Raw genomic sequence first — 15,294 nt, 5'->3', positions numbered from 1 at the left:
GTGGGAAAAAAATATTGTTCCACCCACAAAGATGGTTAAGACCAAAAGTTTTGTTTTTAACCCGCTCAATCTTAACCCCACAAAAATGAAGTTCTCACTCAACGGCCACGAATTTATCCTTGAGCTTCTCCATCACCGAAGGCATCGTCGTGTATTCCATCTCCTCAAGGGGTAAGCGGTGAGGTTCAAAGGGTCCATGCCTTCGAATGTAGTCCGTGACCCTGAGGGCGATACGCCGGGCACGATCGAAGGCGGGATCGGCGAACATATCCCTGGGACCGATGAATCTCCCTCTTGACAGCTGAAAACCATGGGCGACCACACGAGGAGGACCATCAAACCTGGTTGGTGTGTCATTTTTAAAGGAAACGGGCATTAGTGGACCGTGGTGAGAGCCTCTCATCCAACCGGCAACGAGGTGAGGCATGGAAAAAGGCTCCAGAACCTCGCCCACGGCGGGCAAACCACTTTGGCATCTCACGATCATCACCGGATCATCCTTGCCCACATATCTTCCGGCGATGAGGGACAAGCGCTGAGTTGAGGTGGCCGCCGCGATCTCGCCGTCCTTGCGGAGGACGTACTTTATCACGAATCGTCCCGGTGCCCCAATGAAGACGAGCATATCGTAAAGATCCTCGGGACAGGAGAACATTATTTTCCTCTTTTCAATGAGGTCATCTACCTCAAAATTGAAGCCATCGTGCATCTTCGGGTCTATGACCAGGCCGGCGGTATTAAAGGGATCGGCAAACATCTTAAAAAGTGGATAGTTCCAAGCACCGGGTTCGGTCTTGTCCGCCAGAAAGATGATCACCGGTTCACTTTCCCGCTCCACGAATTCAATCTCGGCTACACCCGGCCCCATGCCCTTGACATTGCCCGAAAAGGCCTCGGCCAAGAGGTCTTGACCGGCTCCATACTGCCCATACTCCTTCGCAACCTTTGTGACCTTCTCAAAAGTTTCCCAAGCAAAACGGTGGATTTCTACATCATCGATCCCTCGCTTGTGTGTCATGATCAGGGCGATATCATCGCCCACCTTGCTCCTGTAGTAGTCGATGAGCAAACCCTTTTTCTTGACTTCAGCCAGACACTCCTCGGCTTTTTTGAGTAATGCCGGGTGTACATCGGAGTGCCCAACAAAGCCTCCTACATCTGCTTTAATGACGCTTAAGGTTATCTTTTCTCCCCTCGTGTTTCCCCCTTATTGATTTTTCTTTCGCTCTCAATATCTTTCTTGAATATCCCCGGTTTTCCTCCCTCCTTTTTAATCTCCCCAAAACTTCCTTTGAAGCTGCCATTAAGAACAGTCTAACACGACCCTGGTTTTTACCAATAATTTAATGTATACTTTGGCAAGCAGCAATATTTATTGCTGTAATTTTTGGTAAAAAGATGTCTTCATGCCCGAAATCAAATATTGGCACACTCTGAAGATAAGAGAAATTGAGAGCATCCTGGAGACGGATGTAAAGGCAGGTTTGCATCCCAAGCAGGCTGGGAATAGGCTGATTCATTTCGGTCCCAATGAGCTTGAAGAAAAGAAAAAGCCCTCCCCGCTCCAAATCTTTCTCTCTCAATTTAAAGATTTTTTGGTATATGTCCTCATCGTTGCCATCATCGTCTCTGGGCTCGTCTTAAGGGAGCTTGTTGATGCACTGGCGATTTCAGCCATCCTCATCCTCAATGCCATTTTGGGATTCGTGCAGGAATTCAGAGCGGAAAAAGCCATGGAGGCCCTCAAGAGGCTCACTGCTCCAACGGCCAAGGTTATTCGCCTAGGTCAAGAGGTGGAGATATCTGCAGAAGAGGTCGTTCCCGGGGACCTCACCATACTTGAAACGGGGGATCACGTGCCCGCGGATGCCAGAATCATAGAATGCATCGCCTTTGCCACGGATGAATCTGCCCTCACCGGCGAGTCGCAACCCGTCAATAAACACACGGAACCTATCTCCAATCGTCTTCTCCCTTTGGGAGATAGAAAAAATATGGTGTATATGGGAACGGCTGTGGCTCGGGGGAAGGCGAAAGCCGTGGTCGTGGCCACCGGAAAGTCCACGGAAATGGGTCAGATTGCGGGGATGCTGCAAATTGCAGAGGAGAAGACCCCCCTCCAAAAGGAACTCAAAAGAGTGGGCAAAAGAATAGCCGTTCTCTGCCTGCTGGTATGCTTCATTGTTTTCCTAAGCGGAATATTGAGGGGATTTAGTTGGGCTCTCATGTTTCTCGCCGCGGTGAGCCTAGCCGTAGCAGCCATCCCCGAAGGGCTCCCCGCAGTGGTCACAGTTACCTTGGCCCTGGGAGTCCAAAATATGGCGAAAAAAAATGCCATAGTTCGGAGATTGCACGCGGTGGAAACCTTGGGCTCCGCCACAGCGATCTGCACCGATAAAACGGGCACGCTTACCAAAAACCAGATGACCGTAAAGCTCATCTACTTCGAAGATAAAATGTGGGAACTTACGGATGAAGGCCGGCTAAAGATCCATGGCAAAGAGGCCGCTCCCTCTGAGGACCTCATGCTCCTCTTTAAAATCGCGGCCCTCTGCAACGATGCCCGAATTCGAGATGGAAAACCGATAGGAGATCCCACCGATGGAGCTCTACTTATCGCCGCAGAGAAAGTAGGCTTGGGGAAGGATGCGCTTGAAAAACGAGCACCATGCTTAAATGAGATTCCCTTCGATTCTGAACGCAAGAGGATGACCACGGTTCATAAATTGGTCGATGGTCTATGGTCTATGGTCTACGGGAAGAAGACCGATGAACCAGTTTATGTAGCTTTGGTTAAAGGAGCCCCCGAAGTAATTTTGGCTCGGTGCTCCAGTATACACAGGGGAGGAAGCATCAAATCACTCTCAGAAGAAGAGCGCAAGCGATTGCTCCACAAAAATGGTGGCATGGCTCGGAGGGGTTACCGCGTCCTGGCCATGGCCTACCGGGAATTCTCTGAACCACCGGAGATTGAACCGGAGGCCTTGGAAAGGGATCTGACATTCGTTGGACTCGTAGGTATGACTGATCCCCCAAGAAGCGAGGTCTATGAAGCCATAAAGACTTGCCACAAGGCTAATGTGCAAGCGGTCATGATCACCGGCGACCATAAATTGACCGCCGAAACCGTAGCCAGAGAAATCAGTCTCCTCGATCGTAAACAGATTATAACCGGCACGGAACTCAAAGAAATGTCTGAAAGGGAATTGACTTCAAGGATCGAGGAAATCGCCGTTTATGCCAGGGTTGATCCAAGGGATAAGATCAAGATAATCAAGGCATTTAAAAATCGGGGTCACATCGTGGGCATGACTGGCGATGGGGTAAACGACGCCCCCGCGGTTAAAATGGCGGATATTGGTATAGCCATGGGAATAGCGGGAACGGACGTCACCAAGGAAGCTTCCGATATTACCCTCGCCGACGATAACTTCGCCACCATCGTCACCGCAATACGTGAGGGTAGATTGATCTTTGATAACATCAAAAAATTCATTCTGTTCCTTCTTTCCTGCAACGTTAGCGAGGTTCTGACCATGTTTTTAGCCATGATTGCAGGGTTTCCCTTACCACTTCTGCCCGTTCAGATACTTTGGATAAATTTTGTGACTGATGGTCTCCCCGCCTTGGCTTTGGGGGTGGATCCGCCCGCACCAGATCTCATGGATCGTCCTCCCCGCCGAATCGGCGAAGGCATATTGGCCAAAGAAAAACAGTTACAAATCCTTTGGCAGGGGTTGATACTCACCTTAGGAGCCCTATTCGCCTTCATGGCCGGCCTATTCTGGTTGAAGGTTCCTCTTCGAGGTGCTCAATCAATGGTTTTCACGGCCTTGGTGCTTGCACAAATCCTTCACACCTTGAACTTTAGATGTGAGCGGCACTCGGTATTTACCTTTCACTCCCTCGCCAACAAGTCTCTTCTCGCTGCAATTTGGGGTTCAATAATTCTCCACTTGGGGGTGTTGTACATTCCCCCACTTCAATCCATCTTTCACACGACGTTTCTCGGAGCCAGGGAATGGGGTATAATCCTTACGGCTTCTTTGGTTCCACTGATAATCATCGATGCGATAAGGAATATAGCAAGGAAATGATTTACTTCTCAAGCGCCATTTCCACTATCCTGGAGACCAGATCGGGGAATGCAATGCCCGCCACTCTGGCTGCATCGGGGAAAAGGCTTAGGCTTGTCATTCCAGGAATGGTATTTACCTCCAAAATATAGGGAATCCCTTCCCTGGTAACGATGGCGTCCACTCGAGAGAATCCCCGACAACCCAGAGCTTTATGGGCCTTGATTGCCATTTCCTGAACCGCTCTTCGGTGCTCTGAGGGAATGCGAGCGGGAATGATATGCTCACTCATGCCCGGGGTATATTTTGCCTGGTAGTCATAGATCCCTTTTTTAGAGACGATCTCTAAAGTGGGCAATGCCTCGGGGTCTTTATCACCCAAAATGCCCACGGTGACCTCGGTTCCCTCGATGAATTTCTCCACTAAAAGTTGCTCATCGTACTCGAAAGCATCTTGAAGGGCGGCATCGAGTTGATCGCTTTTCTGAACCACGCTTAAACCGATGGTCGAGCCCTCTCGCGCGGGCTTGATGACCATAGGAAACCCTATCTCCTCGATCACCTTCTCCCTAACTGAAGTTGGATCTTTTTTATACTCCTCTTGAGAGATGGTGCAAAAATCGGCGGTGTTCACACTGGAAGCCTTAAAAATCCTTTTGGCCATAATTTTATTTATGCCTAAAGCGCTGGCCAGAACCCCCGAACCGGTATATGGCAATCCCAGGATCTCCAACATTCCTTGAACAGTTCCATCCTCTCCGTATCGTCCATGGAGGGCGATGAATACCACATCCACCTTTTCCCTCTTTAAATTCTCGACCACATTTTCATCCAAATATACTTTGACCGCTGGGTAACCCTTCTGAACCAGAGCCTTATATATTTCCTCTCCAGTCATTATGGAAATTTCTCGCTCCGCGGACCGTCCGCCCATTAAAACAGCCACTTTTGGCTTAGTCTTCATGACCGAATTTGTCCTCTTTTTAAACCTCGTTCAAATTATATTTCTCCAGCTCCGCCCTGAGTTTATCCAGCTTCCGTCTTATGCTCCTGCCCTCAAGCCCAAGGGCGCTTTCGACCTTGGCTGCTGCCTGTTCCAAGCTCTTCCTGGCTTGCTCAATGAGCTCTTGCACAGAGCTTTTCAGACCCGTTGCCTTGCTGGTGATCTGCTCTCTCGTTGCCGCTCCAGATTGAGGGGCTAAGAGCAGACCAATTACGGAACCCAAGGCTACACCGAGTAGAAGCCCCAATCCGAATTCCTCGTAGCCGAATCGCTGATCCTCCATCTCATTCCTCCCATTGCCTTAATTTTCTCAATGAAGCCTTTTGCTCTTCTATTATAATATACAAGATGGTTACGACGGCAAAAATGCAGGTAGTTGCAGCTGCTGCTGCTCCCGTATCGTTGAAGATAAAGGCAGCAATGCTGGCCACCGCTATGCCCATCAACCCCGAAGTGAGGCAGGGATAATCGCTTTTTATCTTCCTTAAGATACCCGCTGGTCGGATTATTAAAATGGGGAAAATCACCAATACCGCTATCAAGACCCTCGTCCAGAAAGTGTACCTGGTTCCCCTGACATTCATGGCGAACTTTCGTTGAATAATCTTTAATCCCTCACCTGAGCCTCCCCTTCGAATTAGGGTGATGGCCTTCCCCAGATGGGATGGGGGCGATATCCCAAATAAATCGAGGAATATAAGGGATGCAAGGGCAATGATTACCGCAAGGGTGATGAAGAGAATCAATTTCAAAGATATCTTGCGCTTCAGAAGCCCAAAATAGGTGATAAGATATCCCACAACTGCGGCTATGGTCCCTCCGACATTGGCTCCCAGAGCTGGATGCCCGAATATGACAACCAAGCACAGAAAGATCAGTCCAGCCAACATTACATGGGATTTTCGAGTAAAATTTGGTACGTCCATGAGCGCGGTAATTCCGGCGATGCTTGAACCGATTAAAATCCCCATGTATTCGTTGCCTATACCGTAGAATCGTGCCCCGATGATGGGACAATATCCCAGGATCGAACGCTGCATGAGGTGAGAACCCGTGAGCACATCCAGCAAAAGCACGCTTGAGGTGAGCAGAGTTATGAAGATGATGGGGGAAAGGACTCTCCTTCCAGACAACAAACTCATTAAGGCAACCACTGCGCTTCCCAGGAAGGCCAAAATCGTAGTCAAGATGAGGGAAGAATAAATCGAAAAAGGCAAAAAAAGCAAGGTGACAGGGACACAGATAAGCCACAGCAACAGAAACTGCAGAACTCTGAGCCGCTTATGAGTTGTGCCCATGAGCAAAAATATGGTGGAGATGATCAGAACGAGTGCGATGATGGTGACGTACATTTTTAGTGCGGGAACACGAATTTTGGACCTATTAAATATTCGCTCATTAAGGGAGAGCAAATAGGAAATGGATTGGTCTTGTGGTTCCGATTGAAGGGGATATCCTAACATTTCGTGAGGAATTTTGGCTTCGAGGTATGAGAGTATGGTCGGAGCAATGTCGATGTTGCTCACGATTCCATGGCTTCTGGTGGTTTCAGAGGTGAGTATCCCGGGTTTTATGCCTCCCCCGACCACGATGATGGGTGTGAGATTATTGCCCTCGTTGACCATCTTAATTGAGGGAGTCGGTGTAACCACGATGACGAGGGTCTTCTCCAAATCAATCCGGGAGATCAGCCTCCCGATGAACTCGTCCGCTCGCTTTAAAGCAGATTTTCTCCCGCTGGATACCCTCCAATCCATGAGTAGTGGGGAGCGGGCATTAACCCGCGATGTATCGCCGGTCTCTATCGCCAGAAAATCAACTTTTCTTAAGAGGTAAAGAGATTTAGAGAGGAGGGTGTCGCAATCCGTCTGCCAACCACCCGGACTTCTTGGGCTCCTTTGAAGGATATCCTGCCCAACATCTCCAAAGGGAATTCTTCCCAGTTGATCCATGGATATTAAGGATATCTCTCGATGGAATTCTTGATCCACATCGGCGTTTCCGAGGACTCCGGCTTTGAGTTTCGCCTCCTTCAAAGCCTTCCCCAGGCTTCCTGGAAAAATATTCCAGGGAAGTCTTTTGCTTCTACGTGAAATATTGGCAATGGTCAAGGTGACTACTCCCTTTGGCGGAGGTTTTATCCCCGTCCGCTGCCAGAAGATTTCACCAGCGGGATTTGTTTCATAAACCTCGGAAGAATTAAAAGCTAAACCCCCAAAGGCTCCGCCTTCTGCTTTCGCTCCCGCTCCAATGGAGAGATAATTGTTAGCGGGGGATATCCTTGAAGCCGTCCTGGTATTCATCAATCCTATGGCGCCTTTTTCGATCAGCCCCTGGAGATGGGTTAAATCGCGGTGGCTTAAATCCTCGATGCCAATTCCATCGATGACAATGAGAATGGACTTTCTGCCCTCCCTTGCCTCGATCCTCACGGGGCAGAACAGGACGAAGAATCCAATGACGAGAAAAATTGAGATAAAAAAGAGATAATTTCTCCTCGATTTGGTGGTCATTTCTCTCCCAGTCCTTGCGCTAATATCGTCAACTTTTTTCACAAATATATCGTATGGCTTCTATGGTTTGATCTATATCCTCCATTGTGTTGAAGTATCCGATACTGAATCTTACTGCCCCAAGCTCCTCTGTGCCGATGGTCCTATGAGCATCTGGTGCACAGTGTAGCCCAGCCCGAACTGTAATATCGAAGGTCTGATCCAAAATGAACTCCACTTCGTGGGGATTCATTCCCTCCACATTCAGGGAAACCACCGGTGCTCTCTCCTCCCCGGCTTGTGGTCCATAGAGTTTAATCCGGGGCACTTTCTTCAATCCCTCCAATAAATGAAGAGTAAGATCCCTCTCCAAATCATGGATGCTTTGAAGTCCTATATCTCGAATGAATTTTAAGCTCGCTCCCAAACCGGCGATCCCGGGCGTATTTGGGGTTCCCGCCTCGTATCTCTCCGGCCGGATTCGCGGCTGGAATGGGGCCTCAGAATATCCGCCCGTGCCTCCCTGTTTTAGCTCCTTGAGATCGATATTGGGATTTATGTAAAGACCGCCCGTGCCTTGAGGTCCCAAAAGTCCCTTATGCCCACAAAAGGCCAAAAGATCGATGTTCATGTCCTCAACGTCTATGGAGAAAATCCCAGCGGTTTGAGCTGCGTCGACCATGAAAAAAATGGCCTTTTCCCGTGCGATTTCCCCAGCGGCCTCGATGGGCATCAGTGTCCCCGTGACGTTTGAGGCATGGGTCATCACGATGATTTTAGTATCTTGTGAGATGGAGTCCCGGAGATCATCGAGGTCAAGATGGCCCTCCTGAGAGCACTTTATCTTCGTAACCTTGATCCCTTGTGCTTCTAAATCCTTTAAGGGTCTGGTCACGGCATTGTGCTCCATGCTCGTGGTGATGACATGATCGCCGGGCTTAAGGAGCCCCTTGAGTCCCAAGTTTATGGCTTCGGTGGCATTGAGAGTGAAAACTATGTTTGCGGAATCTTTGACGTTGAAAAGCTCGGCTAAAAGCTCCCGCGTTTCTAGAATGACCCGGCTCGCTGCGAGTGCCATTTTATGAGCCCCTCGACCCGGGCTCCCCGCCCGCTTGAAACATTCCGCGATCGCTTCCATCACTGGCTTCGGTTTGGGATAGGAGGTTGCAGCGTTGTCCAGATATATCATCTATAACTCATCTCCTCTTCAATGCCTAAAATTATACCCCACCGCACTCGGTGGGGTATAGATCATTATACCCTCAATTAATGCCTTCGCATCTCTCCTCTTGTTTTCGATTACTGCACGGGGATCCTTTGCATTATCAGTTTGTAGACCCTCTCAAGCTCATCAATGGATTTGAATTCTATCTCGATTTTTCCCTTCTTTTGAGCCATCTTCACTCTAACCCTGGCGGAAAGCGTCTCGCTCAAGTTTTTGGCGATCGTTTTGAAGGCCTTTGGCTGAAGAACCCTGCGATGCTTGGCGCCGGACATTTGCCAGAGTCGTACCATGTTCTCAGTTTGCCTCACGGAAAGCCCTTCAGCCACAACTCGCTTGGCCAATTTTTTCTGCTGCTCCGGATCCTCCAAGGAAAGAAGGGCACGAGCATGACCAGAAGAGATATCTCCATCGGTAATGAGCTGTTTTATCTCATCGGGCAATTGTAAGAGGCGTAGCGTATTGGTGATGGCAACGCGACTTCTCCCAACACGGTTCGCCAGCTCTCCTTGAGTGATGTTGTATTGCTCAATGAGTTGGCGGTAAGCCATGGCTTCCTCTATGGCGTTTAGATCCTCTCGCTGCAGGTTCTCGATGAGCGAAATCTCCAGAGACTCCGTATCCGTTGAGTCTTTGATCACCGCGGGAATGGTGGCCAGCCCCGCTTCCTTGGCGGCTTTCCATCTCCTTTCTCCGGCTACAAGCTCGAAGCCGTCGCCCTTGGGTCTTACCACCACGGGTTGAACGAGACCGAATTCCTTTATTGAGGCCACGAGCTCCTCAAAAGCTTGGGGGTCGAATTGCTTTCGAGGTTGATTCGGGTTTGGAGAGATATTCTCCACGGGAATCTCCTCAGCCCAAATCCCCTCCCCTTCCTGGCCTAAGGTAGAAATTAGTGCGCTCAAGCCTCGCCCCAATCCTCGTTTAACCACGTTGCATCACTTCCTTTGCAAAATTTTTGTAGGCTTCGGCTCCCTTAGATGTAGCATCATAAACGGTGATGGGTTGACCATAACTGGGAGCCTCGCTCAACCTCACCGTCCGGGGAATGATGGTGTTATAGACTTTATCTTGGAAAAACTTTACAACCTCATCAACGACCTGCTGAGATAATTTGGTTCGGATATCGTGCATGGTCATGAGAACCCCCGCGATCTCCAAATCGTGATTCAGGTGAGTTTTCACCAGCCTTATGCTTTCTAACAATTTGCTCAGTCCCTCTAGAGCATAATATTCGCATTGAATGGGGATTATGATTTCGTCTGCAGCCGTAAGGGCATTTATGGTTAGGAGGCCCAAAGAGGGAGGACAATCGATGATGATGTAATCAAATTTTTCCCTTATGGGTTCAATGGCCTTCTTTAGTCTGCACTCACGAGAGATGGATGAAACCAGTTCTATCTCCGCTCCCGCCAGCTGAAGAGTGGCAGGAATTGCAAACAAATGTTCGATATCGGTTCTTTCTACGATTTCTCCAAGGGACTTATCTTCAACTAGAGCATTATAGATACAATACCTTCGTTCAATTTTATCTAATCCCACACCGCTTGTGGCATTACCTTGAGGATCGATATCTATGAGTAGGACTTTATACCCCGATTGCGCGAGGCATGCACTTAAATTAACTGCGGTGGTGCTCTTTCCCACGCCACCTTTTTGATTGGCAATAGCGAAAATTTTAGATTTCCGGAGAGAGGATTTTTCGCGGAGTTGAAGATCCCTTGGGGTCTCAATTAATTGGGGACTTTTGATATCCGCACTTTCTCTGACCCTTGCTGTGGATTTTGCTTCTTTTCTGCGTCTAAAGATTTCCAGTACCATATCCAAAATTATTATTCTTTATCGCATTCAAAATTCCTTTTTTAAAAACGGAATTTTTTGAAATTTTTTTGCCCATTTAAAAATGTCCGTAGGCGTCTAACGACCGATTTTGAATTTTGCTCACGACTCTGGCCCTTTGCAAAAACCCAGTGGTCTCTTAGTAGGTATTCCTGTCCTCCGTGGATATCGGTCTGCAGTGGGCATGGCTTTTTTGGTTAGAACCAGATACCTTTGTGCGTTCAAGAGAGGTACAGCTATATTCATTACCTTCTCAACTTCTCCGCCCAATATGGAAGCCGCCTTTTGAGAGGCTTCTAACTCCTCTTTGAGCTTCTGGCTCTTTTGGGCTATGAAATATCCCCCTATTTTGAGGAGAGGAAGGGCGTACTCCATGAGGACGGGAAGGGAGGAGACGGCTCTCGCCAGAACTATATCAAAGGATTCTCTAATTCTCCCCTTCCTCGCGAATTCTTCGGCTCGGAGACAAACAACCTGGGAGTCCTCAAGCTTCATCGCTTCGACCATATGTAGGAGGAATTGCGCTCTTCTTTTTGAAGAATCAAGAAGCGTCAATTCAATTTTGGGTTTAGCGATCTTTATGGGAAGACTGGGAAAACCAGCTCCAGTTCCCACATCGACCACCTTGGAATGGTCCCCAATTTTATCGCTGACCAGGCAGCTGAGAGAATCCAAAAAGTGCTTAACCACTATATCACGATCGTCCGTGAGACTGGTGAGATTGACCCGCCTATTCCATTTCTTTAACTCATCAAGGTAAAATAAGAAAGCGTTCACCTGTTGAGGGGTGAGAGCAATCCCAAAAATTCTCGCTCCTTCAATGAGTATTTCTTCGATTCCCTTCATTCCGCTTCCCTCTCTCCGCATATCAGAAGTGATTTTGTACACTGATTTCGCCTCTGGAAAAGAGCAGGTAGTTCCACGTGGAACCGTTAATAAAACACATTTAGGAGTGCTCCGCCAAAATTTCTTGGAGCGAGAATTTTTGTCACAATCCCCTTTGGCATTCACGATGGTCTTGAACTTTTAACTATATTAATCGCAGACATTGGTTACACTCTTATATGGTTCACGGTTCACAGTAGTTATATTAAGCTCATATTTTTGGGACGAGGTAAACTTTTAACTCTTTACATTTTCATGCTTCGGATATATCGTTACTCTCCTATAAGGTTCTTCTCCATCGCTCATAGTCTCAATGTCTAGATAATCGTGAAGTACTGTGTGGACTATCTTGCGTTCATAAGCGGTCATGGGTCTTAGGGTTACCGCCCTACCCGTGGCTGTGGCTTTCTCCGCCATTTTCCTGGCTAATTCTTCAAGGCTTTTCTTCTTTCGCACTCTATATTTTTCAATATCCAATATGATGAGCTTTCGGTGGAAAGCCCCTTTATTTGCCACAGTGTTGAGGAGAAACTGCAGAGCATCGAGCGTTTGTCCATGGCGACCGATTAATGGTCCCAAGCCTTCCCCTTCAATATTTATGAGTATGTGGTCCTCTTCTTCGATGGGATTCACGACCGCCTCGATTTTCATTTCCCGGAGAACGTCTTTGAGGAAACCTATTCCCCTGCTTACCCTCTTATCCTTTATGGCCAGCTTAACTTTTACCCCGACTTCCTCCTCATTCTCGCTCAAAACCTCTATTTCTACATCCTCCCTGCTTTCACCGAGATCCTTTAAGGCTTTCTCGATCGCCTCCTCGGTGGATGCTCCCTCAGCCGCGATGACTTGTTCCATTTCTATCCTCCTGATTAAACCCTCTCCTTGCCCCGGGAGGGTAATTCCTCCGCCTTTGAAGGCAGAACCGGAGTGGATTCAAATCTCAAAGTCAAATATTGCTGAATTACGGTCAAAACGTTAAAGGTAACCCAGTACAATAAAACTCCGGCCGGTAGCCGTAATGCTATCAAGCCCATGAATAAGGACATAAAGGTCATCATCTTTTCCTGTTGAGGATCGGTGCCCATGGTCTTCGAAGAAAGATAGGTGGATACGACGATTAATACGACCAGGATAAAATAGGGATCCGGTTTACTCAGATTGGTGAGCCACAAAAAACCAGCTTGGGCTAGCTCTTTATTTACTGAAAGCATCCTAAATAACGCGATGAAGATGGGGAGCTGCAGGAGAAGGGGCAAACAACCGCTTAAGGGGTTAACCTTATGTTCAGAATAAAATTTCATCAATTCTTTTTGCAGTTTTTCTTTATCATGTTTGTATTTCTCCTGAATCTTCTTTAGCTTGGGTTGCAATCTTTGAAGTTCCTGTGCTGATTTAATCTGCTTAATGGTCAAGGGGAGCAAGGTCACCTTTACAGCGACCGTAAGCAAAATTATAGCCAGACCATAACTGTGGACATAACCATAAAAAAATTTAAGAGCTTCAAACAATATTTTTTCTATGGGCTCTAATATTGTACCCAATTATCGTCTTTCCCCCTTCATTTGGGTCATAACCTCCCGGGGAGAATGGATGACAGCGTAGGATTCGAATTATAGAAAGGAATAATCCCCTCCATAATCCATATCTCTCTATGGCTTGAATGGCGTATTGGGAACAACTCGGATAGAACCGGCAGACGGGAGGCAAATATCTTGAAATGAATCTTCTATATCCTTTTATCAACAAGAGAATGGGTATCTTCATTTCCTCGTTAAAAGATTCGCCTCCCCAAAGGTGCTCATGAGAATTTGCTCTACCTCTTCGAAGGTTTTCTCCTTTAGGGGCTGACGGGCAATTACGATTAAATCATAACATTTTTTGAATTTTTCTTCATTTGCTCTGTATGCTTCTCTAAGGAGACGCTTCAATCTATTACGAGCCACCGCTTTCCCTATTTTACCACCGACGAAAAAGGCTATTCGATTCCCCCCGCAATTCTCCTTTTTGAGAAACTTTATGGTCAAGTACCTATTTGAAACCTTCGATCCATGCTTATATATCCGTTTGAGGTCCCTAATCGAAGAGAGAGTGGTTTTCCGCACCATAATCACCAGAGGATCATGCGGAAAGTCGTTGTCTGTTTTTTCTCCTCCGGTTGGCGATGATTTTCCTTCCCGCTTTTGTGTGCATTCGGATTCTAAATCCATGTTTCCTTTTTCTCTTTCTTATCTTCGGCTGATAAGTTCTCTTCATAAAAAATGCTCCTGAGCTCGCGGAAGAACAGGGTTATTATAACGAGGGGCATGGTTGGTGTCAAGGAAATCACATATTTATGAACATATGTTCGATTCTGAATTGAGGATTTTCTTATTGATGAATTTATTCCCCTTTGCTATAATCAAAAATGCCTTCCACTCTTCAGGTCTGGATAGTTAAATACCTCATTTGATCGCAGCAAAAGTCCTCGGTTTTTCATATAATCCATCCATCAAGCCCATTGGAACTGTCCAGATTTTCTCTTTAAGGGAGAAAGTCACTACTTTCCCCACCTTTTCCACAACTGTGGAAAGCTCTGTGGATAAAGTTTCCTTTTTGCAGGTTGCGCCCTTTCAAATCTCTAGTTTGCTAGGCAGATTTTGCCAAAGGATATTGGTTCAACGTCTCAGCGACTTGTTTCACAGCTTGTTGATAAATTTTTGTGGATGGCGGACTTTTTCATGGATTCTCAGGGATTATGAAGAATTTTCTCCAGAAACTTTTGGAAGAAGAAAAACATGATGAAAAGAGAGAGGACCGGGGGGAGGTTCCCTTCGTCAGGATCGCCATCTATGACTCCCTCACTTCCACTCCAAGAGTTATCGATCTTTCCTCTCAAGACCAGGAGGAATTCATAAATTCGCTTGCGACAAAAACATATCGGTTTTCGCAGGAAAAAGGGGGGGATGTCCCCTTCACGGTCATAAAAGAGGTCATAGAGAACCTCATCCACGCCTATTTCAAGGAGGCCGTGATAAGCATTTTGGATAATGGAAACACCATTCGCATTTCCGATCAGGGACCGGGCATAAAAGATAAAGAAAAGGCTTTTGAGCCCGGTTTTTCCACGGCTAATCGGGAAATGAAGGGCCTAATCAAGGGAGTTGGGTCTGGTCTCCCCATAGTGAAGGAGGCCTTGGCTCACCTAGGAGGCATTGTTACCTTGGAAGATAATCTTGAAAGGGGAACCGTGGTCACCCTACGTGTCCCCCACCGGCGAGAAAGCCCCAAAGAAGAAGCTGCAACGGTTCCTCAACCGGATTTCCCTCAATTTACTCTCAATAAGCGACAGAAGAAGGTATTGTTCTTGGTTACAGAGCTCGGGGCGGTGGGGCCCTCCAGAGTCGCTTCGGAGTTAGAGGTCAGCTTAAGCACGGCTTACCGTGACTTGAAATATTTAGAAGAAGCAAAACTGATAAAAGCCGATGATCAAGGAAAGAGGAGTTTGACTTCGGATGGGATAAGACATCTTGATCTCATCTTAAGCTCTTAAAGATTATATTTCGGGGGGGTTTAACGTGCATGGACAACTCGATGCCGTCTGGAGAGAGACGTTAAATATCTTGAAACAAAGGCTCAATGTTCCAACATTTAAAACCTGGTTTGAAAATACCGTCCCTCTCACCATCTTCGAGGATACCTTAATCGTCTCGGCTCCTAATGCCTTTGCTAAGGAATGGCTAGAGTCCCGCTATACTACACTGCTCTCCAACGCACTATCCCAGGTGATGGGGGAGAGAA

Annotated in this window: 16 protein-coding genes; 3 read left to right on the top strand and 13 right to left on the bottom strand. The window is 47.4% G+C overall.

Going from position 1 to position 15,294, the window contains the following annotated elements:
- Positions 1-94 precede the first annotated feature (94 nt).
- Positions 95-1,183 (bottom strand): fructose-1,6-bisphosphate aldolase/phosphatase, encoded by a 1,089-nt coding sequence (fbp, locus tag AB1466_02655; GenBank protein MEW6189003.1) that lies wholly within the window; start codon positions 1,181-1,183, stop codon positions 95-97.
- A 223-nt stretch (positions 1,184-1,406) separates the two neighbouring features.
- On the opposite strand from fbp, the gene AB1466_02650 reads away from it, so the two are divergent.
- The gene (locus AB1466_02650) at positions 1,407-4,097 is read left to right on the top strand and encodes a calcium-translocating P-type ATPase, SERCA-type (protein MEW6189002.1); all 2,691 of its coding nucleotides are present in this window, start codon (positions 1,407-1,409) and stop codon (positions 4,095-4,097) included.
- 1 nt (position 4,098) lies between these two features.
- Here AB1466_02650 and AB1466_02645 read toward each other — a convergent pair whose 3' ends face one another.
- The 12 genes from AB1466_02645 to rpmH form a co-directional block, all read right to left on the bottom strand.
- Entirely contained in the window at positions 4,099-5,040 is a 942-nt protein-coding gene (locus AB1466_02645) for a D-alanine--D-alanine ligase (protein MEW6189001.1), read from the bottom strand.
- A gap of 19 nt (positions 5,041-5,059) precedes the next feature.
- Positions 5,060-5,362 (bottom strand): YtxH domain-containing protein, encoded by a 303-nt coding sequence (locus AB1466_02640; GenBank protein ID MEW6189000.1) that lies wholly within the window; start codon positions 5,360-5,362, stop codon positions 5,060-5,062.
- A 1-nt stretch (position 5,363) separates the two neighbouring features.
- The gene (locus AB1466_02635) at positions 5,364-7,592 is read right to left on the bottom strand and encodes a hypothetical protein (GenBank protein ID MEW6188999.1); all 2,229 of its coding nucleotides are present in this window, start codon (positions 7,590-7,592) and stop codon (positions 5,364-5,366) included.
- Positions 7,593-7,620: 28 nt separating this feature from the next.
- Positions 7,621-8,760: an aminotransferase class V-fold PLP-dependent enzyme gene (locus AB1466_02630; GenBank protein ID MEW6188998.1), complete on the bottom strand. Its 1,140-nt coding sequence runs from the start codon at positions 8,758-8,760 to the stop codon at positions 7,621-7,623.
- Between the two features lie 110 nt (positions 8,761-8,870).
- A complete protein-coding gene (locus AB1466_02625) occupies positions 8,871-9,725 on the bottom strand; it encodes a ParB/RepB/Spo0J family partition protein (GenBank protein ID MEW6188997.1) in 855 nt (284 codons plus the stop codon).
- Complete coding sequence (locus AB1466_02620; protein MEW6188996.1) at positions 9,718-10,620, bottom strand: AAA family ATPase; 903 nt, start codon at positions 10,618-10,620, stop codon at positions 9,718-9,720. The genes AB1466_02625 and AB1466_02620 overlap by 8 nt, the downstream gene beginning before the upstream one ends.
- A gap of 114 nt (positions 10,621-10,734) precedes the next feature.
- Complete coding sequence (gene rsmG / locus AB1466_02615; GenBank protein MEW6188995.1) at positions 10,735-11,520, bottom strand: 16S rRNA (guanine(527)-N(7))-methyltransferase RsmG; 786 nt, start codon at positions 11,518-11,520, stop codon at positions 10,735-10,737.
- A gap of 234 nt (positions 11,521-11,754) precedes the next feature.
- Complete coding sequence (gene jag / locus AB1466_02610) at positions 11,755-12,372, bottom strand: RNA-binding cell elongation regulator Jag/EloR (protein ID MEW6188994.1); 618 nt, start codon at positions 12,370-12,372, stop codon at positions 11,755-11,757.
- Between the two features lie 14 nt (positions 12,373-12,386).
- Complete coding sequence (locus tag AB1466_02605) at positions 12,387-13,058, bottom strand: YidC/Oxa1 family membrane protein insertase (protein MEW6188993.1); 672 nt, start codon at positions 13,056-13,058, stop codon at positions 12,387-12,389.
- Complete coding sequence (gene yidD, locus AB1466_02600) at positions 13,018-13,281, bottom strand: membrane protein insertion efficiency factor YidD (GenBank protein ID MEW6188992.1); 264 nt, start codon at positions 13,279-13,281, stop codon at positions 13,018-13,020. Before yidD ends, AB1466_02605 begins: the two co-directional genes overlap by 41 nt.
- On the bottom strand, positions 13,278-13,622 hold the full coding sequence (gene rnpA / locus AB1466_02595; GenBank protein ID MEW6188991.1) for a ribonuclease P protein component: 345 nt from the start codon (positions 13,620-13,622) through the stop codon (positions 13,278-13,280). Before rnpA ends, yidD begins: the two co-directional genes overlap by 4 nt.
- A 13-nt stretch (positions 13,623-13,635) precedes the next feature.
- On the bottom strand, positions 13,636-13,770 hold the full coding sequence (gene rpmH / locus AB1466_02590) for a 50S ribosomal protein L34 (GenBank protein MEW6188990.1): 135 nt from the start codon (positions 13,768-13,770) through the stop codon (positions 13,636-13,638).
- A 481-nt stretch (positions 13,771-14,251) separates the two neighbouring features.
- Between rpmH and AB1466_02585 the strand changes: the two genes are divergently transcribed.
- Both AB1466_02585 and AB1466_02580 read left to right on the top strand, forming a co-directional pair.
- Positions 14,252-15,046, top strand: a complete 795-nt coding sequence (locus AB1466_02585; GenBank protein ID MEW6188989.1) for an ATP-binding protein — start codon at positions 14,252-14,254, stop codon at positions 15,044-15,046.
- A 25-nt stretch (positions 15,047-15,071) separates the two neighbouring features.
- Positions 15,072-15,294 (top strand): DnaA N-terminal domain-containing protein (locus tag AB1466_02580; GenBank protein MEW6188988.1); only part of this gene is annotated, 223 nt, incomplete at its 3' end.

It is taken from the genome of Actinomycetota bacterium, assembly GCA_040755895.1.
GTDB lineage: Bacteria > Actinomycetota > Aquicultoria > Subteraquimicrobiales > Subteraquimicrobiaceae > Subteraquimicrobium.
The sequence above is the reverse complement of the archived record's forward strand: the minus strand, read 5'-3'. Positions and strand labels throughout refer to the sequence as shown.